The sequence below is a fragment of the Burkholderia vietnamiensis LMG 10929 genome (assembly GCF_000959445.1).
In the GTDB taxonomy this organism is placed as follows: Bacteria; Pseudomonadota; Gammaproteobacteria; order Burkholderiales; family Burkholderiaceae; genus Burkholderia; species Burkholderia vietnamiensis.
Genome location: NZ_CP009631.1, coordinates 2496809 through 2513791 on the forward strand (window position 1 = coordinate 2496809; position 16983 = coordinate 2513791).

Genomic DNA, 16983 nt, shown 5'->3' on the forward strand with positions numbered 1-16983 from the left:
TTGGTCTGCGTTCCATGTTGTTCTACCGTGCGCGCGAGCGCCGGCTGCGATACGTGTCGAGCACGACGGCCACCACGATCACCGCCCCCGTGATGATCCGTTTGGTGGGCTCGTTCGCGCCGATCTGCGCAAGCCCCGCCGCCAGCACGGAGATGATCAAAACGCCGAAGAACGTGCTGATCACCGAGCCGCGCCCGCCCATCAGGCTCGTGCCGCCGATCACGACGGCCGCGATCACCTGCAGCTCGAGGCCCACGCCCGCGTTCGGGTCCGCCGCTTCGAGCCGCGAAATCTGGAACAGCGACGCGAGCCCGGCAAGCGCGCCCATCAATGCGAATACGAGGATTTTATACGGCCGCGGGTTAACCCCTGCCAGCCGCACGGCTTCTTCGTTCGTGCCGATTCCGACCAGATAGCGTCCGAACACGGTGCGCGTCAGCACGAACTGCGCGGCGATCATCACCGCGACCGCGATCAGGAACGCCGGCGAAATGCCGAGCGCGATCGGGTTCGACAGGAAATCGAACGCGTCGCCAATATACGCGGTACGCGAATTCGTCAGCTGGTACGCGAGCCCGCGCGCGCCTTCCAGCACGCCGAGCGACACGATGAACGACGGAATCCGCCAGCCGACCGTCACCGCGCCCGTCAGCGAGCCGGTCACGGTGGCGACCGCGATGCCGCTCAGCGCGGCCGGCAACGGCGCCCACTGCCATTTCAGCGCGGCCACGCTGACCATCGACGCGGCCAGCGCCAGGACGGAGCCGACCGACAGGTCGATGCCGGCGATGATCAGCACGAACGTCATGCCGACCGACATCACGACGAGATCGGGAATCTGGTTCGCGATCGTGCTGAACGTGTCGTAGGTCAGGAAGTGCGAGCTCAGCGCCGAAAACAGCGCGACCATCGCGACGAGCGCACCGGCGAGCCCGAGGTAGTTCGAGACGCCGAGCCGTGTGCCGGACAGCGTGCGCGCGCGGCCCCCGGCCAGGTCCTGCTGTGCGCCTGCGTCACTCGGCGATACGGGAGGCTGGGTCATGAGTGTGGTCCTGTGGTCGAAACCGCGGAAGCCGCGCGCGGCGCCGCTCCCGCATCCGGATGCTGCATGCCGTCCGGCAACGCGTCGCGGCCGAAGCCGGCGAACGCGGCGGCCAGCAGCGCATCCTGAGTCCAGTTGCCGCGTTCGAACACGGCGGTCATGCGGCCGGCCGACATCACGCCGATCCGGTCGCAGATCAGCATCAGCTCGCGCAGGTCGCTCGATACGACCACCAGCGCGCGGCCGTCGCGCGCCAGCGCGCCCATCAGCGTGTAGATCTCGAACTTCGCGCCGACGTCGATGCCGCGCGTCGGCTCGTCGAACAGCAGCACGCCCATGTCACGTGCGAGCCAGCGGCCGATCACGACCTTCTGCTGGTTGCCGCCCGACAGTTCGCCGACTGGCTGCGCCGCGCCGTGCGTGCGGATCCGCAACGCGTCGATCTGCTGCTCGGCGAGCGCCGTTTCGCGCGCCGTATCGACGACGCCGCCGCGCGCGAGCCGATCGAGCTGGCCGAGCGACACGTTGGAGGCGACCGATTGCGTGAGCAGCAGCCCTTCGCCCTTGCGGTCCTCGGTGATCAGCGCGATGCCGTGCGCGACCGCGTCGACCGGCGACTGGATGCGCACCGGCTGCGGCGGTTCGCCGACCGCGATCATGCCCGTATCGGGCGTGTCCGCGCCGTAGATCAGCCGCAGCAATTCGGTGCGCCCCGCGCCGATCAGCCCGGAGATGCCGAAGATCTCGCCGGCGCGCACTTCGAGCGACACGTCCTGCACGGCCGTGCCGCGCGTCATGCCCGACACGACGAGGCGCGGCGCGCCGATCCGGCGCGCGCCGAGATCGATGTGCTCGCCGAGCTCGCGGCCGACCATCAGCGTGACGAGCCCGTCGGCGCTGATCGCGGCCATGTCGCCGACGTGCACGAGCCGGCCATCGCGCAGCACCGCGACCCGCTCGGCAACGCGCGCGAGCTCCTCGAGCCGGTGCGAGATATAGACGATCGCGACGCCGCGCGCCTTCAAGCGGTCGATCTGCTCGAACAGCAGTTCGACCTCGCGCGCGGTCAGCATCGCGGTCGGCTCGTCGAGGATCAGCACGCGACAGTCGCCGATCAGGTTGCGCGCGATCTCGACCATCTGTTGATGGCCGATGCCGAGCGCGCCGACCGGCGTATCGGGATCGATCGCGTCGAGCCCGACCTGCGCCATCGCGGCCCGCGCATCGGCGCGCAGCCGCGCGCGGTCGATGATGCCGAAGCGCCGCGGCAGCCGGTTCAGAAACAGGTTCTCGGCGACCGTCAGCGTCGGCAGCAGGTTCAGCTCCTGCATCACCATGCGCACGCCGAGCGCCTCGGCCTGCGTGCGGCTGGCCGGCGCATACGCGTCGCCGCCGAGCTGCATCGTGCCGGTCGTCGGCTCGACCAGCCCGCCGATGATCTTCGACAGCGTGCTCTTGCCCGCGCCGTTCTCGCCGGTCAGCGCGAGCGCCTGGCCCGCCGCGAGCGTCAGCGTGACGTCGGCGAGCACCGGTTCGGCGTAGGTCTTGCCCACGCCGGATACGGCGAGCACGGGGACGACTGGACGGGAAGGTTGGAAGGTCGGTTCCATCGCGATCCTGGTTGCGGCCGCGCGCCCGCGGCGTGCGGTTATGACGCTCACAAGTGCATGGGTATGCCGTGGCCGTGATCGCGCTCACTCCAGATAACGGCCGCCGCCCGGAATTCTTGAGGGACGGCGGCCGTCATCGGTGCGGCGTCACGTGGTCACTCGGTCACTTGGTGACGAGGTCGACCGGCGTCTCGACCACGCCGGACAGCTCAGACTGCTTGCGATGCTCGGCGATGGCCTTCAGCGCCGTGTCGATGCCGAACACCGCCTGCTTCGCCGCGTACTGGTCGGCGGTCGCGAGCACGCGGCCGTCCTTCAGCATCGGCTTGATCGCGTTGATGTCGTCGTAGCCGACCACCAGCACCTTGCCCTGCTTGCCCGCCGCCCGCACCGCCGACACGGCGCCGATCGCCATGTTGTCGTTGCCGCACAGGAGCGCGCGCAGGTTCGGGTATTCGTTGAGCATCGCGGACGCGACCGCGTTGCCCTTGTCGATCTCCCATTCGCCCGACTGCACCGACACGACCTTCATGCCGCCCGCCTTCATCGCATCCTGGAAGCCGGCCGTGCGCTGCTGCGCGTTGGTGGTCGTCGACACGCCTTCGACGATGCCGACCTGGTCGCCCGCCTTGAGCCTCTTCGCGAGGTAGTCGCCGACCTTGCGCGCGCCCTTGCGGTTGTCGGGGCCGACGAACGGCACGTTCAGGTTCTTCGACTTCAGCACGTCGGGATCGAGCCGGTTGTCGATGTTCACGACGACGATGCCCGCGTCGACCGCCTTCTTCACCACCGGCACGAGCGCCTTCGAATCGGCCGGCGCGAGCACGATCGCGTCGACCTTCGACACGATCATCTGCTCGACGATGCGGATCTGGTTGGCGGTGTCGGTCTCGTCCTTGATGCCGTTCGTGATCAGGTCGAACTGGCCGGCGTTGTGCTTCTGGTATTCCTTCGCGCCGTTTTCCATCGTCAGGAAGAACTCGTTGGCGAGCGACTTCATCACCAGCGCGACCTTCGGCTTGGCCGCAGACTGCGCATACGCGGCCGGGGTGGCGGCGACCGCGACGGCGGCGAGCGCGGCGGTCAGGAAGCGACGGCGAAACAGGACCTTCATACTCATCTCCTGGCGATCGGCCCGGCGGGCCGGATTGTTTTGTTTGGCTGTTGTTTTAATGCAAGCAAACGTTTGCGCTACATGAGCCGGACATTGGCCATCGATGCTGCTTGTCGGTATCACGAAATGGAAACGGGGCAGACGGCCGACTGCCTGGCGCGCGCTGTCGTCGACGCGCCACCGCCGGCGGGAAGCCGGCGGAGTGACGGCTATGCTGTACCGTTTCGGTTCGGCGCGCAACCCGGGCGATCGCTATTTAAGGGTTTGTTCTGAGCGGGCTGGGGTGCGTTACGCCGCGATGGCTGGTTATGCTGCGGCGGTACGTTGCGGCAGGACTTGCCGGCGCGGTGTTTCCAGATGTGGCGGATGCGCCCCCTCCAGCCGAGGCGATGCGCTTCAGACCGTCGCGTGAATCGCGGCAGCGCACCGTCAGCCGCGCCCGGCCGGCCGGACCACGCGATGCCGCGTCGTCGCGCGGCCGCAGGGATCGGCAGGCGAGCGCCCGCCTGCCGCCCTTCACTTCGCCGCCAGTTACACCGCCTCGCGCAACTGCGCCGCGATCTCGGCTTCGTTCAACTGCGGCGCGAACATCTCGATCAGGCGGTAAGCATAGGCGCGCAGGAACGCGCCTTTGCGCAGCCCGACGCGGGTCGTGCTCGCCTCGAACAGGTGCTGCGTGTCGAGCGCGACGAGCCCCGTGTCGCGCTGCGGATCGAACGCCATCGCCGCGACCACGCCGATCCCCATCCCGAGCTCGACGTAAGTCTTGATGACGTCAGCATCGATCGCGGTCAGCACGACGTCGGGCACCGCGCCGGCCTGCGCGAACGCCTGGTCGATGTGCGAGCGGCCGGTGAAATCCTGGTCGTAGGTGATGATCGGATATTCGGCGATCTCGTCGAGCGTCAGATGCTCGCGTCCGACGAGCGGATGCCCTTTGGGCACGACGACCGTGTGGTGCCACGAATAGCACGGGAACGTGACGATGTCCGGATAGCGGTCGAGCGCCTCGGTCGAGATGCCGAGATCGGCTTCGCCGTTCAGGATCATCTGCGCGATCTGCTGCGGGCTACCCTGGCGCAGCGCGAGATGCACCTTCGGGAACACTTCGGTGAACTGGCGGATCACCTTCGGCAGCGCGTAGCGCGCCTGCGTGTGCGTCGTCGCGACGACGAGGTGGCCGCTGTCCTGATCGGCGAACTGGCGCGCGACGCGCCGCAGGTTCTCGGCGTCGAGCAGCATCCGCTCGATCAGCTGGTGCACGGCCTTGCCCGGCTCGGTGAGGCCGGTGAGCCGCTTGCCGCGCCGGATGAAGATGTCGACGCCCAGCTCGTCCTCGAGATCCTTGATCTGCTTCGACACGCCCGACTGCGACGTGTACAGCACGTTCGCGACTTCGGTCAGGTTCATGTTCTGGCGCACGGCCTCGCGCACGAAGCGCAATTGCTGAAAATTCATGGGTATGCCTCTTGGGCTGTCGTTGTTCGAAGATCGATCGGGAGCGGTATCCGCCCTCTTCTCATGACCGGGTTCGGGCGTCAGTGTGCGGGAAAGACCCGCAGCGCGCGCGGCACGGCCGTCGCGCCGTCGCCGACCTGCAGCGCGAGCGCACGCCACGCGTCGCGATCGAGCTCGGCTTCCAGCGCCCCGCCCGTGCGCGCCTCCAGCTCGACGCGCACCGAACCGCCGAGCGGAATCACGCGGCGCACGTCCACCGCGATGCCGTCGCGATGGCCGCCGCCCACCGGCCACAGCTGCAGGTCGTGCGGCCGCACGTAGGCGTGTGCGGGGCCCGCGAAATCGGCGTCGACCGCGATCGACGCCGCCGCGCCCTCGGCGACGAAACCGCGCGCGGCGACCGTGCCCGGCAGCCGGTTCGCCGCGCCGAGGAATTCGTAGACGAACGCGCTTTGCGGATGGTCGTAGACGTCCTGCGGGCTGCCGACCTGCTCGACGTGACCGCGGTTCAGCACGACGATGCGATCGGCCACTTCGAGCGCCTCCTCCTGGTCGTGCGTGACGAAGATCGTCGAGATGTGCAGGTCGTCGTGCAGGCGCCGCAGCCAGCTGCGCAGTTCCTTGCGCACCTTCGCGTCGAGCGCGCCGAACGGCTCGTCGAGCAGCAGCACCTTCGGCTCCACCGCGAGCGCGCGAGCCAGCGCGATGCGCTGGCGCTGGCCGCCCGACAGTTCGGACGGATAGCGCTGCGCGAGCCAGTCGAGCTGCACGAGCTTCAGCAGCTCGTGCACCTTGTCGCGAATCACCGTTTCCGACGGGCGTTCGCGGCGCGGCTTCACGCGCAGGCCGAAGGCAACGTTCTCGAACACGGTCATGTGGCGGAACAGCGCGTAATGCTGGAACACGAAGCCGACCTGGCGATCGCGCGCGCCGACCGACGCGACGTCGAGGCCCTGCAGCAGGACCTGGCCGGCGTCCGCGTGCTCGAGGCCCGCGATCACGCGCAGCAGCGTGGTCTTGCCGCAGCCGGACGGCCCGAGCAGCGCGACGAGCTCGCCCGGCGGGAAATCGAGCGACACGTTGTCGAGCGCGGTGAAATCGCCGAAGCGCTTCTGAAGATGACGGACGGTGATACCCATTCTGTTTGCCTCTTTACGATTTCGACGAAACGGCCGCGACGGGGCCGGCATGAGCGGGAACGTCGTCGCGTGCCCCGGCCAGTTCGGCGGCGAGGTGACGCTCGGCGAGCAGCTTCAGCGCGAGCGTGACGAGCGCGAGCAGCGCAAGCACCGACGCCACCGCGAACGCCGCCGCGAAGTTGTATTCGTTGTACAGGATCTCGACGTGCAACGGCATCGTGTCGGTCACGCCGCGGATGTGGCCGGACACGACCGACACCGCGCCGAACTCGCCCATCGCGCGCGCATTGCAGAGGATCACGCCGTACAGCAGGCCCCACTTGACGTTCGGCAACGTCACGCGCCGGAAGATCTGCCAGCCCGACGCGCCGAGCACGCGCGCGGCTTCCTCCTCGTCGCTGCCCTGCGCCTGCATCAGCGGGATCAGCTCGCGCGCGACGAACGGGAACGTGACGAAGATCGTCGCGAGCACGATGCCCGGCACCGCGAAGATGATCTGCACGTCGTGGTCCTGCAGCCACGGCCCGAGCCAGCCCTGCGCACCGAACAACAGCACGTAGACGAGCCCGGAGATCACCGGCGACACGGAGAACGGCAGGTCGATCAGCGTGGTCAGCAACGCCTTGCCGCGGAACTCGAACTTCGCGATCGCCCACGACGCGCACACGCCGAACACGAGATTGAGCGGCACCGCGATCACGGCGACCGTCAGCGTCAGCCTGATCGCCGACCACGCGTCCGGATCTGCGAGCGATTCGAGATAGAAGCCGACGCCCTTGCGCAGCGCCTCGAAGAACACCGCGGCGAGCGGCACGACGAGGAAGAACGCGAGGAACGCGAGCGCGACGCCGATCAGCAGCCAGCGCACGGCGCGCGGCTCGCTCACGGGATCGAGCCGCGTCGCCGCGCGCGCGTGCGCGGCGGCATGGTTGTTCGACACGATGCTGGACTGGCGGCTCATTGCGCACCTCCCGCGGCGCTCGCGGCCACCGCGACGGGCGCGCTCGCGCCCCGGCTCGTGCGGCGCTGCAGATACCACTGCAGCGTGTTGATCAGCAGCAGCATCAGGAACGACACGACCAGCATCACGACCGCCAGCGCGGTCGCGCCCGCGTAGTCGTACTGCTCGAGCTTCGTGATGATCAGCAGCGACGTGATCTCGGACTTCATCGGCACGTTGCCGGCGATGAAGATCACCGACCCGTACTCGCCGAGCGCGCGCGCGAACGCGAGCGCGAAGCCGGTGAGCAGCGCGGGCAGCACGGCCGGCAGCACGACGCGGCGGAACGTGAGCCAGCGCGACGCGCCGAGGCATGCGGCGGCCTCCTCCTGCTCGCGCTCGAAATCCTCGAGCACGGGCTGCACGGTGCGCACGACGAACGGCAGCCCGATGAACGTCAACGCGACCAGCACGCCGGCCGGCGTGAACGCGATCTTGATGCCGAGCGGCGCGAGATACTGGCCGACCCAGCCGTTGGTCGCGTAGACGGCCGCGAGCGAGATGCCGGCGACGGACGTCGGCAGCGCGAACGGCAGGTCGACGATCGCGTCGACGACGCGCTTGAACGGGAACGTGTAGCGCACCAGCACCCACGCGACGAGAAAGCCGAACACGGCGTTGATCAACGCGCCGCCGAGTGCGGCCGAAAACGTCAGCCGGTACGACGCGAGCACGCGCGGCGACGTGACGGCCGCGACGAACTGGTCCCACGACAAGGTCGCGGTCTTGAGAAATGTGGCGGCGAGCGGAATCAGCACCACGAGGCTCAAATACGCCACCGTGATGCCGAGCGTCACGCCGAAACCGGGCAGCGCGCTCGGCTTGCGAAAGATGTACGTCGTCATCGGATGCTCTTGCTGGGTCGATGCTGCTCATGGGCCCGACGCATATGCCGGCGCTCGGAATCGCGCGCCGGCCCGTCGGGTATGCGGCGCGCTGTCGTGGCGCGCCGCTGTCGTTATCGTGTGCTGCGTGTCGTTACTGCGTGGCGTTATTGCGGCTTGTAGATCGAATCGAACACGCCGCCGTCCGCGAAATGCGTCTTCTGCGCATTCGTCCAGCCGCCGAACGTGTCGTCCACCGTGTACAGCTTGAGCTTCGGGAACTGCTTCGTCAGCTCCGCCGGCACGTTCTTCGAGCGCGGCCGGTAGTAGTTGCGCGCGGCGATCTCCTGGCCCTGCGGGCTGTACAGGAAATTCAGGTAGGCCTCGGCCAGCTTGCGCGTGCCCTTCTTGTCGACCACCTTGTCGACCACCGCGACGGGCGGCTCGGCGAGGATGCTCACCGACGGCACCACGATCTCGAACTTGTCGGTGCCGAATTCCTTGATCGACAGGAACGCCTCGTTCTCCCACGCGATCAGCACGTCGCCAATGCCGCGCTGCACGAAGCTCGTCGTCGCGCCGCGCGCGCCGGAGTCGAGCACGCCTGCATTCTTGTAGAGCTTCGTCACGAACTCCTTCGCGCTCTGCTCGCTGCCGCCCGGCTTGTGCACCGCGTACGCCCACGCGGCCAGATAGTTCCAGCGCGCGCCGCCCGAGGTCTTCGGGTTCGGCGTGACGATCGAAATGCCGGGCCTGGTCAGATCGTCCCAGTCCTTGATGCCCTTCGGGTTGCCCTTGCGCACCAGGAACACGATCGTCGACGTGTACGGCGATGCGTTGTCCGGCAGGCGCTTCTGCCAGTCCTTCGCGACGAGCCCCTTGTTCGCGAGCGCATCGATGTCGTATGCCAGCGCGAGCGTGACCACGTCGGCCTGCAGCCCGTCGAGCACCGAGCGCGCCTGCGCGCCCGAGCCGCCGTGCGACTGCTTGAAGTTGACCGTCTCGCCCGTCTTCGCCTTCCATTCCTTGCCGAACGCCTGGTTGTAGTCCTGGTACAGCTCGCGCGTCGGGTCGTAGGACACGTTCAGGAACGTCGTGTCGGCCCATGCGTGCGAGGCGATGCCGAGCGCCGCCGCCGCGCCCAACGCCAGTGTTGCGATCAGGCGCCCCGCTGCGCCGCCCAGCCCCGTATTGCGCTTCGCCATCATTGGTTCTCCAGTGTCGTCGGTGTTGCGATGTCGGGCCAGTCTAACGAACGGGTTACATTATTAAAAATAATCGTTCTTCATTTTTTAATACTCAAAAGTGCTAACGCAGACTGGGCGGACGGTTGCGGCGGATGAACCGGCGTCGGGACGTCGCAAAACGACGGCGGAATCGGCGCGATCGCATCGAACCTCAAGTAACACTTGAAATTCGCGAAGTACTGTATAAAAATACAGCTCACTGTCTATCCATACAGTTGAGCCATGACCAAACTCACCGCACGTCAGCAGCAAGTGTTCGACTTGATCCGCCGCGCGATCGAGCGCTCGGGTTTCCCGCCCACGCGCGCCGAGATCGCCGCCGAACTGGGCTTCAGCTCGCCGAATGCAGCCGAGGAGCACCTGCGCGCGCTGGCGCGCAAGGGCGTGATCGAGCTGGCGGCAGGCGCCTCGCGCGGCATCCGCCTGCTCGGCATCGACGACATGCCGCACCAGTTCACGTTGCCGCACGCCGGGCTGATGCAGTTGTCGCTGCCGCTCGTCGGCCGCGTCGCCGCCGGTAGCCCGATCCTTGCGCAGGAACACATCTCACAGCATTACGCGTGCGATCCGGCGCTCTTCACGAGCAAGCCCGACTATCTGTTGAAGGTGCGCGGCCTGTCGATGCGCGACGCCGGCATTCTCGACGGCGACCTCCTCGCGGTGCAAAAGCGCACCGAAGCGAAGGACGGCCAGATCATCGTCGCGCGGCTGGGCGACGACGTCACCGTCAAGCGCCTGATGCGCCGTCCCGGCGGCATCGAGCTGATCGCGGAGAACCCGGATTACGAAAACATCTTCGTCAAAGCCGGCAGCGCGGAATTTGCGCTGGAAGGCATCGCCGTCGGGCTGATCCGCTCGGGCGAACTCTGACAATCGGTCTCGCTGAGGAGAACACCATGGAACGCCTGTCCCGTCTGCTGCCTTTCCGTCAATTCGGCCGCCTGCGTCACCTGCGCGGCCGCACGCCCTGCGCGCCGCTGTCCGCTGCGGCGCCCGCAGTGAGCGAAGAAGTCGCAGTCGAACGGCAGGCGTCGCTGCTGCCGTCGGCGCTGCCCGCATTCGCGCGGGTCTCGCTGAATGCCGGCCTGAATCATGCGGAACCGGCGCGCCGCGCACCGGTGCGCGTCTATCACGGCCGCTCGCGCCTGATCATGGTGGGGACGATCGACGCCGTCTGCCGGATGATCGACCGTTGCATCGCCGAGGAACGATCGGCAGCGCACCACGGTCTCTGAGGGCGGAACCCATCCGCACCGGAGGCATCGTGACTGGATCTGCGGGCCGCGTCCGGCGGCTCAAGCCGCTACTGATCGCCGTGCTGATCGTCGCCGTATTGGCGGCGATCGGTTACGCATATGCGTCGCCATACGTGGCACTCGGCCGGCTCAAATCGGCAATCGATGCGCGCGATGCGCAGGCGGTCAGCGAGTACGTCGATTTTCCGTCGCTGCGCATCAGTCTGAAGCAGCAGGTCACGGAAGAATTGATGCGCCGGATCGACGCGGTGAAGAAGAACAATCCGTTCGCGGTGCTGGGCGCATTGATCGGGTCTGCGTTGATCGGCCCGCTGGTCGACGCGTACGCGACGCCGGAAGGTGTTGCAGCGTTGATGAGCGGCATCCCGCCGCGCGGTAGTCCCGGCGAACGGCCTCCCGAATGGGCCGGCTCGCCGTCGAGGTCGCCGTCAGGCACCGCGCCAGCCAGCGCGCCGGCTGTGCCACCGTCGAGCGCCGGCAGTCCAGCGAGCGTGCCGGCAGCCGCCAGCGGCGCCACCTCGGTCCCGGTGCCAGCTCCCGCCCCAGCCGGCGCGAGCGATCCCGGTCGGACACAGCAAACGAGCGCGGGCTACCGCAATATCGACGAGTTCGTCGTGACGTACCAGCGCAGCGCCGACGGCACACGCTACGCGGCGATTTTCCACCGCTTCGGCCTGTTTACGTGGAAGCTCGCGGCAATCGACCTGCACGGCTGAGCGCGCGTTGCCGGTAGGCGGTGCCGCGGATGCGGCACACGGCACGCGCTCATCGCGAAGCCAGCGAGCTGGTCATGCGGCAAACGCGTGCATCCTCGTGCCATTAGCCCACTATTTACCGCTCGCGGTAGCCGCCTCGCGCTCGCGTGCGATCTCGGCCTTCTGCTCCTGGGCCGACGAACATGCGACGAGGATGCTGCAGTTCACGCGATCGAGCAGTAGCGTGTTGCCGGCCCCCATCCACCATCTCGACAATCCGCTTCGACAGCGATGGCCGACGACGACGAGGTCGGCGCCGATCTCGGTTGCGAGGTTCGCGATTTCGTCGATCGGGTAGCCGAACGCAAAATGACCTTCGGCCTGCACGCCGCGCTCGCGCAGCCAGTTCACCCCTTCCTGCAGGATCTCGCGCGCGGTTTCTTCGAAGCGGCCGCACGCGACATCGGTCAGCAGTCCCGCGCTCTGCGCGATGCTCGAGCGCATGTCGACGACCGACAGCAAATGCGTTTCCGCCTTCAGGTCGAGCGCGAGATTCGCGCCGCACCGCAGTGCCTTGCGTCCCTCGAGCGTGCCGTCGTAGCAAAGCAGAATCTTGTTGTAGCTAGCCATGAAACCTCCCGGTCGCGACTACGTGCGCTATGCAATCATCATGGTGCGCCGCAATCCAACGCGCAAGGGATGGAAAACGCTGATTCGCCGCACCACGCGCGTCGGCAATGATGCAGCGCACGATTCGTGTGCGCATCCGACGCAAACCGCAGGCCCGCGCTGAAGCGGCGCGGTCGATGCACTAGAATGGGTCGTCCGTGCCGTCAGCGCGGGCACGCGAGCCATGTCCGTGTGACCGGCGACAGTCCGAGCCGTTCGCATACGGCGCGTGGCATCCGCCGAGCCGGCCGGCGCGGCGGCGCCCGTTCACAACGACACCCTGCCCATGTCCGTTGCACCGATCGATTTCCGGAACGTCGAAAAACGCTATGGCGACCGACTCGTCGTCAACGACCTGTCCTTCCACGTCGAGGCCGGCGAATGCTACGGGCTGCTCGGCCCGAACGGCGCCGGCAAGACCACCACACTGAAAATGCTGCTTGGCCTCGTCTATCCGGACGCGGGCGCCATTTCGCTCTGCGGCGAGCCGGTCCCGTCGCGCGCCCGCCATGCGCGCCGGCGCGTCGGCGTCGTGCCGCAATTCGACAATCTCGATCCGGACTTCACGGTCCGCGAGAACCTGCTCGTGTTCAGCCGCTATTTCGGGATCTCCGCGCCGGCCGCGCGCGCACTCGTGCCGCCGCTGCTCGAATTCGCGAAGCTGGAGAACAAGGCGGACGCGCGCGTCGGCGAGTTGTCGGGCGGCATGAAGCGGCGCCTGACGCTCGCGCGGGCGCTCGTGAACGATCCCGACGTGCTGGTGCTCGACGAGCCGACGACCGGCCTCGATCCGCAGGCGCGGCACCTGATGTGGGAACGCTTGCGCTCGCTGCTCGCGCGCGGCAAGACGATCCTGATCACGACGCACTTCATGGAAGAAGCCGAGCGCCTGTGCGATCGGCTGTGCGTGATCGAGGAAGGCCGCAAGATCGCCGAAGGCGCGCCGCACGCGCTGATCGAGTCGGAGATCGGGTGCGACGTGATCGAGATCTACGGGCCGGATCCGGTCGCGCTGCGCGACGAGGTGGCGCCGTTCGCCGAGCGCACCGAGATCAGCGGCGAAACGCTGTTCTGCTACGTGAGCGACCCCGAACCGCTCGCCGCGCGGCTCAAAGGCCGTGCGGGATTGCGCTATCTGCACCGTCCGGCCAATCTGGAAGACGTGTTCCTGCGGCTCACGGGCCGCGAAATGCAGGACTGACCGACCATGGACGTTCGCAACTATTCCGCCTCCACATCGTCCGCCCCGCCGCGCGAAACGCGCTTCGCGATCGCGCTGCCCGCGAATGCGACCAACTGGATCGCGGTGTGGCGGCGCAATTATCTGGTGTGGCGAAAGCTCGCGCTCGCGTCGCTGTTCGGCAATCTCGCCGATCCGATGATCTACCTGTTCGGGCTGGGATTCGGGCTGGGGCTGATGCTCGGGCACGTCGACGGCGTGTCGTATATCGCGTTCCTCGCGGCCGGCACGGTCGGTTCGAGCGTGATGATGTCCGCGAGCTTCGAGTCGATGTATTCGGGCTTCTCGCGCATGCACGTGCAGCGCACGTGGGAAGCAATCATGCACACGCCGCTCGCGCTCGGCGACATCGTGCTCGGGGAGATCGTCTGGGGCGCGAGCAAGGCGCTGTTGTCGGGCGCCGCGATCATGCTGGTCGCCGGCCTGCTCGGCTATGCGCGGTTTCCGTCGATGCTCGCGGCGCTACCGGTGATCGCGCTCGCCGGCCTCGCGTTCGCGAGCACCGCGATGATCGTCACCGCGCTCGCGCCGTCCTACGACTTCTTCATGTTCTACCAGACGCTCGTGCTGACGCCGATGCTGCTGCTGTCCGGCGTGTTCTTCCCGATCACGCAGTTGCCGCCGCTCGCGCAGCACGCCGCGCATCTGCTGCCGCTCGCGAACGCGGTCGAACTGATCCGGCCCGCGATGCTCGGCCGGCCGGCAACCGACGTCGGGCTGCACGTCGCGGTGCTCGCCGCCTATGCGCTCAGCGGCTTCGTGGTGTCGGCGTGGCTGTTCCGGCGGCGGATGATGCGCTGACGCGCACGCGCATACCGCGCCGGCCGGTGTGCCGAGCCGACGACGACGTCACTCGTCGTCGTCGCTCCACGGAATTTCGACGTCGGTCAGGAACGCGACGGTCGCCAGCGGGCCGCCTTCCTGACGACCGAGCTTGCCGTCCGCGCGATGCCACTCGACGCGGAACTGCGTGCCGGGATCGTCGGCGATCAGATAGACCGCGCGCAATTCCTCCGCGTCGGCCTCGGCTACCGGACCGTCGAACGACACCAGCATCTTTTGCGGCCACAGCCCGTTGACCGGGTCGTAGATGCGATCGCCGTGCGGAATCTCGATGCTCGCTTCGACGCCGATCGTGGCGGACGCTTCGATGATCATCGTGCCGAGCGCGTTCAGCACGGCCGTGGCGCGTGCGGAATTGGCCTGGCGGATCGCGAGATCGCCGCGCGTCAGCGCCTTTTCGAGTCGAGGATGAATCTTCGGTTGGGTCATGCGTTTTCCTGTTTGCTTCTTGTAAAGGGCACCGCACGCGTGTAGCGGCGGCGCCGGGTGAATACGAGGCGCGGGCGGCGCGCCGGCCGGCCGGTCACCGGGCACGCGCACACGGCCGGCTCGCTGGTCCGCATGGGCGGCTGTCGCGCGCGGCTACTGCGGTGACAGCGGCGGCAGCAGCGAGCATCCGCCAATACGGCGCCGGCCGCCGGTCAGAACCCGAACGCGATCGCGAGCAGCCCGCTCACGACCCCGAACACGACGACGAGCACCGAGACGATCGCCAGCATGTACGGCTTGAAAGAGCGCGCGAGCATCGCGAGCGACGGCACGCTGATCGGCGGCAGCGTCATCAGCAGCGCGGCGGCCGGGCCGACGCCCATGCCGAGCGACAGCATCGCCTGGATGATCGGCACCTCGCCGGCGGTCGGGATCACGAACAGCGTACCGGCGACCGCGAACGCGACGATCCAGCCGAGATGGTTGCCGATGTCCGGACCGATGTGCGGGAACAGCCACGCGCGCGCCGCGCCGAGCAGCAGCACGAGCACGATGTATTCGGGCACGAGCCGCACGGCCATGCGCGCGAGCAGCTTCACCCAGCGGACGAACGGATTGCCCGCGGCGGCCTGCTCGGCCGCCAGCGCGGCGAGCTGCGCGTCGTCGATGCTGCGATCCTCGGGGCGCGCGATGCGGTTCAGCAGATAGCCGATCCCGAACACCATCGCGACGCCGAGCACGAGACGCAGCGCGCTCCATTGCCAGCCGAGCACGAAGCCCATGAACACCAGCGCGGCCGGATTGAGCACCGTGTTGCCGAGCCAGAACGCGACCGCACCGCCCGGCGACGCATGTCGCGCGCGCAGGCCCGCGACGACCGGCGCCGCGCAGCAGGTGCACATCATGCCCGGCAGCGACAGCAGGCCGCCCGCGGCGACGCTGCCGAAGCCGCTGCGACCGAGCACGCGCGCGACCCAGTGCGCGGGCAACAGCGCCTGCACGGCCGAACCGAGCAGCAGGCCGAGCACCATCGCCTGCCAGATCGCCTTGCCGTACGCCCATGCGTAGTCGAGCGCCGCCTTCAGCGACGGTTCGGGCGCGCTCGCCGACGTGCCCATCAGGATCGAGTTGCCGATCGAGTGATGCTCGGCGGCGACGAACGCCTTGTTGTAGTACGGGAACCATTTCACGTAGAACAGGCCCGCGACTGCGATCAGCAGGAAGGTCATCCAGCCGAGCGCCGGACTGGGTTGGGAGCGTGTGGTCGTCATCGTGTGGGAGTCGTTGCGTTGTTGTGGGTATCGGTATTGGTATCGGCACGCGCCGCCGCATCGCCCGCGGGCGATGCCGGCAGGCCGGCCTGCGCGAGCGCATCGAGCAGCGCGCGCGCCTGATCGCGCGCGTCCGCTGCGTTCGGCCGGAACGTGAACGTCAGCACGCGGTTCGGTCTGTCGTACGACGAACGATAGGTGCGCGCATAGGCAGGATCGTAATGCCGGTCGATCAGCGCGCGGAACAGGTCGGCGCGCGCATCGGCGTCGACCAGCGTGCTCCAGTGCGCGACCTCTTCGCGGCTGTGCAGCCCGATCAGCCGCGCGAGTTGCGCCTTGAACGCGTCGCGGTCGTCGAACAGATGCGCATAGTCGTCGAGCAGGAACGCGATGCGCTCGTCGTGCGCGGCCTCGACCTGCACCCACGGCCCCGCACGGAACGCATCGAGCAAGGCGAGCGGCAGTTGCACCAGCCCGATCTTGCGGCTTTCGGACTCGACGAACACCGGCCACGCGGGGTCGAAACGTTCGAGCGTCCCGACCAGCCCCGAGTCGAACGCCTTCTGCGTCGGCTGCGGCACGCCCGGCAGCGCGCCGAGCAGCGAGCCGCGATGACGGGCGAGCGCCTCGAGATCGAGCGTCTGCGCCCCTTCTGCGCGCAGCGCGTTCAGCAGCCGCGTCTTGCCGCAACCCGTATGACCGACGAGCGTGATATAGCGAAACTGCGCGGGCAGCGTATCGAGCGTCGCGCACACCGAGCGCCGGTATGCCTTGTAGCCGCCGTCGAGCTGGCGCGCCTGCCAGCCGATCAGGTTGAACCAGGCCGTCATCGAACCCGAGCGCTTGCCGCCGCGCCAGCAATAGATCAGCGGCCGCCAGTTGCGCGGACGGTCGGCGAAGGTGGTATCGAGATGCCGCGCGATGTTGCGCGCGACCATCGCCGCGCCGACCCGCGTCGCTTCGTACGGCGACACCTGACGGTACATCGTGCCGACGATCACGCGCTCCTCGTTACTGAGTACGGGCGCGTTCAGCGCGCCGGGGATGTGGTCCTCGGCGAACTCGAGCGGCGTGCGCACGTCGATGATCTCGTCGAACTCGCCGGCGCGATCGAGGGTGACAATCAGGTTCTTCAATTTGGCGTCG

General features: G+C 67.8%; 17 protein-coding genes. 5 read left to right on the forward strand and 12 right to left on the reverse strand.

The annotated features are described in order from the left end of the window. Positions 1-22: 22 nt before the first annotated feature. The 8 genes from AK36_RS21250 to AK36_RS21285 form a co-directional block, all read right to left on the reverse strand. A complete protein-coding gene (locus tag AK36_RS21250) occupies positions 23-1042 on the reverse strand; it encodes an ABC transporter permease (protein ID WP_014722992.1) in 1020 nt (339 codons plus the stop codon). Beyond that, complete coding sequence (locus AK36_RS21255) at positions 1039-2652, reverse strand: sugar ABC transporter ATP-binding protein (protein ID WP_034193100.1); 1614 nt, start codon at positions 2650-2652, stop codon at positions 1039-1041. Before AK36_RS21255 ends, AK36_RS21250 begins: the two co-directional genes overlap by 4 nt. 163 nt (positions 2653-2815) lie before the next feature. Then, positions 2816-3766 (reverse strand): sugar ABC transporter substrate-binding protein, encoded by a 951-nt coding sequence (locus AK36_RS21260; RefSeq protein ID WP_045579129.1) that lies wholly within the window; start codon positions 3764-3766, stop codon positions 2816-2818. Positions 3767-4297: 531 nt separating this feature from the next. After that, entirely contained in the window at positions 4298-5224 is a 927-nt protein-coding gene (locus AK36_RS21265) for a CysB family HTH-type transcriptional regulator (protein WP_011884743.1), read from the reverse strand. An 80-nt stretch (positions 5225-5304) separates the two neighbouring features. After that, positions 5305-6363, reverse strand: coding sequence for a sulfate/molybdate ABC transporter ATP-binding protein (locus tag AK36_RS21270; protein ID WP_045579130.1), 1059 nt, complete (start codon positions 6361-6363; stop codon positions 5305-5307). A 13-nt stretch (positions 6364-6376) separates the two neighbouring features. Further along, entirely contained in the window at positions 6377-7324 is a 948-nt protein-coding gene (gene cysW, locus AK36_RS21275; RefSeq protein ID WP_045579131.1) for a sulfate ABC transporter permease subunit CysW, read from the reverse strand. Next, positions 7321-8208, reverse strand: a complete 888-nt coding sequence (gene cysT / locus AK36_RS21280; protein WP_014722988.1) for a sulfate ABC transporter permease subunit CysT — start codon at positions 8206-8208, stop codon at positions 7321-7323. Before cysT ends, cysW begins: the two co-directional genes overlap by 4 nt. 146 nt (positions 8209-8354) lie before the next feature. After that, complete coding sequence (locus AK36_RS21285) at positions 8355-9392, reverse strand: sulfate ABC transporter substrate-binding protein (RefSeq protein WP_045579132.1); 1038 nt, start codon at positions 9390-9392, stop codon at positions 8355-8357. Positions 9393-9656: 264 nt separating this feature from the next. Here AK36_RS21285 and lexA point away from each other — a divergent pair, with 264 nt between their 5' ends. The 3 genes from lexA to AK36_RS21300 are packed head-to-tail and all read left to right on the forward strand — an operon-like array spanning position 9657 to position 11406. Then, complete coding sequence (gene lexA / locus AK36_RS21290; protein ID WP_011884733.1) at positions 9657-10304, forward strand: transcriptional repressor LexA; 648 nt, start codon at positions 9657-9659, stop codon at positions 10302-10304. A gap of 26 nt (positions 10305-10330) precedes the next feature. Beyond that, complete coding sequence (locus AK36_RS21295; protein WP_011884731.1) at positions 10331-10669, forward strand: hypothetical protein; 339 nt, start codon at positions 10331-10333, stop codon at positions 10667-10669. A gap of 29 nt (positions 10670-10698) precedes the next feature. After that, positions 10699-11406, forward strand: coding sequence for a DUF2939 domain-containing protein (locus AK36_RS21300; RefSeq protein WP_045579133.1), 708 nt, complete (start codon positions 10699-10701; stop codon positions 11404-11406). Positions 11407-11517: 111 nt separating this feature from the next. Here the strand turns inward: AK36_RS21300 and AK36_RS21305 are convergent, their stop codons facing one another. After that, positions 11518-12015, reverse strand: coding sequence for a universal stress protein (locus AK36_RS21305; RefSeq protein WP_011884727.1), 498 nt, complete (start codon positions 12013-12015; stop codon positions 11518-11520). 325 nt (positions 12016-12340) lie between these two features. Here AK36_RS21305 and nodI point away from each other — a divergent pair, with 325 nt between their 5' ends. Together nodI and AK36_RS21315 are read left to right on the forward strand one after the other, a co-directional pair. Continuing rightward, positions 12341-13255, forward strand: a complete 915-nt coding sequence (gene nodI / locus AK36_RS21310) for a nodulation factor ABC transporter ATP-binding protein NodI (protein WP_014722983.1) — start codon at positions 12341-12343, stop codon at positions 13253-13255. Between the two features lie 6 nt (positions 13256-13261). Continuing rightward, a complete protein-coding gene (locus tag AK36_RS21315) occupies positions 13262-14095 on the forward strand; it encodes an ABC transporter permease (RefSeq protein WP_045579134.1) in 834 nt (277 codons plus the stop codon). Between the two features lie 48 nt (positions 14096-14143). Here AK36_RS21315 and AK36_RS21320 read toward each other — a convergent pair whose 3' ends face one another. The 3 genes from AK36_RS21320 to mnmH all read right to left on the reverse strand — a co-directional run bounded on the left by AK36_RS21320 (position 14144) and on the right by mnmH (position 16973). Next, positions 14144-14566: a hypothetical protein gene (locus AK36_RS21320; protein ID WP_011884724.1), complete on the reverse strand. Its 423-nt coding sequence runs from the start codon at positions 14564-14566 to the stop codon at positions 14144-14146. Between the two features lie 212 nt (positions 14567-14778). Further along, the gene (locus AK36_RS21325) at positions 14779-15837 is read right to left on the reverse strand and encodes a permease (protein ID WP_011884723.1); all 1059 of its coding nucleotides are present in this window, start codon (positions 15835-15837) and stop codon (positions 14779-14781) included. Further along, on the reverse strand, positions 15834-16973 hold the full coding sequence (gene mnmH, locus AK36_RS21330; protein ID WP_045579135.1) for a tRNA 2-selenouridine(34) synthase MnmH: 1140 nt from the start codon (positions 16971-16973) through the stop codon (positions 15834-15836). The genes AK36_RS21325 and mnmH overlap by 4 nt, the downstream gene beginning before the upstream one ends. Positions 16974-16983 lie beyond the last annotated feature (10 nt).

What these genes read in the sequence shown, in the direction of transcription:
- AK36_RS21320 (WP_011884724.1), bottom strand. Translation starts at nt 14,566, where the DNA reads ATGACCCAACCGAAGATTCATCCTCGACTCGAAAAGGCGCTGACGCGC.
- AK36_RS21315 (WP_045579134.1), top strand. Translation starts at nt 13,262, where the DNA reads ATGGACGTTCGCAACTATTCCGCCTCCACATCGTCCGCCCCGCCGCGC.
- AK36_RS21250 (WP_014722992.1), bottom strand. Translation starts at nt 1,042, where the DNA reads ATGACCCAGCCTCCCGTATCGCCGAGTGACGCAGGCGCACAGCAGGAC.
- AK36_RS21260 (WP_045579129.1), bottom strand. Translation starts at nt 3,766, where the DNA reads ATGAAGGTCCTGTTTCGCCGTCGCTTCCTGACCGCCGCGCTCGCCGCC.
- AK36_RS21265 (WP_011884743.1), bottom strand. Translation starts at nt 5,224, where the DNA reads ATGAATTTTCAGCAATTGCGCTTCGTGCGCGAGGCCGTGCGCCAGAAC.
- nodI (WP_014722983.1), top strand. Translation starts at nt 12,341, where the DNA reads ATGTCCGTTGCACCGATCGATTTCCGGAACGTCGAAAAACGCTATGGC.
- AK36_RS21295 (WP_011884731.1), top strand. Translation starts at nt 10,331, where the DNA reads ATGGAACGCCTGTCCCGTCTGCTGCCTTTCCGTCAATTCGGCCGCCTG.
- lexA (WP_011884733.1), top strand. Translation starts at nt 9,657, where the DNA reads ATGACCAAACTCACCGCACGTCAGCAGCAAGTGTTCGACTTGATCCGC.
- AK36_RS21285 (WP_045579132.1), bottom strand. Translation starts at nt 9,392, where the DNA reads ATGGCGAAGCGCAATACGGGGCTGGGCGGCGCAGCGGGGCGCCTGATC.
- AK36_RS21270 (WP_045579130.1), bottom strand. Translation starts at nt 6,363, where the DNA reads ATGGGTATCACCGTCCGTCATCTTCAGAAGCGCTTCGGCGATTTCACC.
- AK36_RS21325 (WP_011884723.1), bottom strand. Translation starts at nt 15,837, where the DNA reads ATGACGACCACACGCTCCCAACCCAGTCCGGCGCTCGGCTGGATGACC.
- cysT (WP_014722988.1), bottom strand. Translation starts at nt 8,208, where the DNA reads ATGACGACGTACATCTTTCGCAAGCCGAGCGCGCTGCCCGGTTTCGGC.
- cysW (WP_045579131.1), bottom strand. Translation starts at nt 7,324, where the DNA reads ATGAGCCGCCAGTCCAGCATCGTGTCGAACAACCATGCCGCCGCGCAC.
- AK36_RS21305 (WP_011884727.1), bottom strand. Translation starts at nt 12,015, where the DNA reads ATGGCTAGCTACAACAAGATTCTGCTTTGCTACGACGGCACGCTCGAG.
- AK36_RS21255 (WP_034193100.1), bottom strand. Translation starts at nt 2,652, where the DNA reads ATGGAACCGACCTTCCAACCTTCCCGTCCAGTCGTCCCCGTGCTCGCC.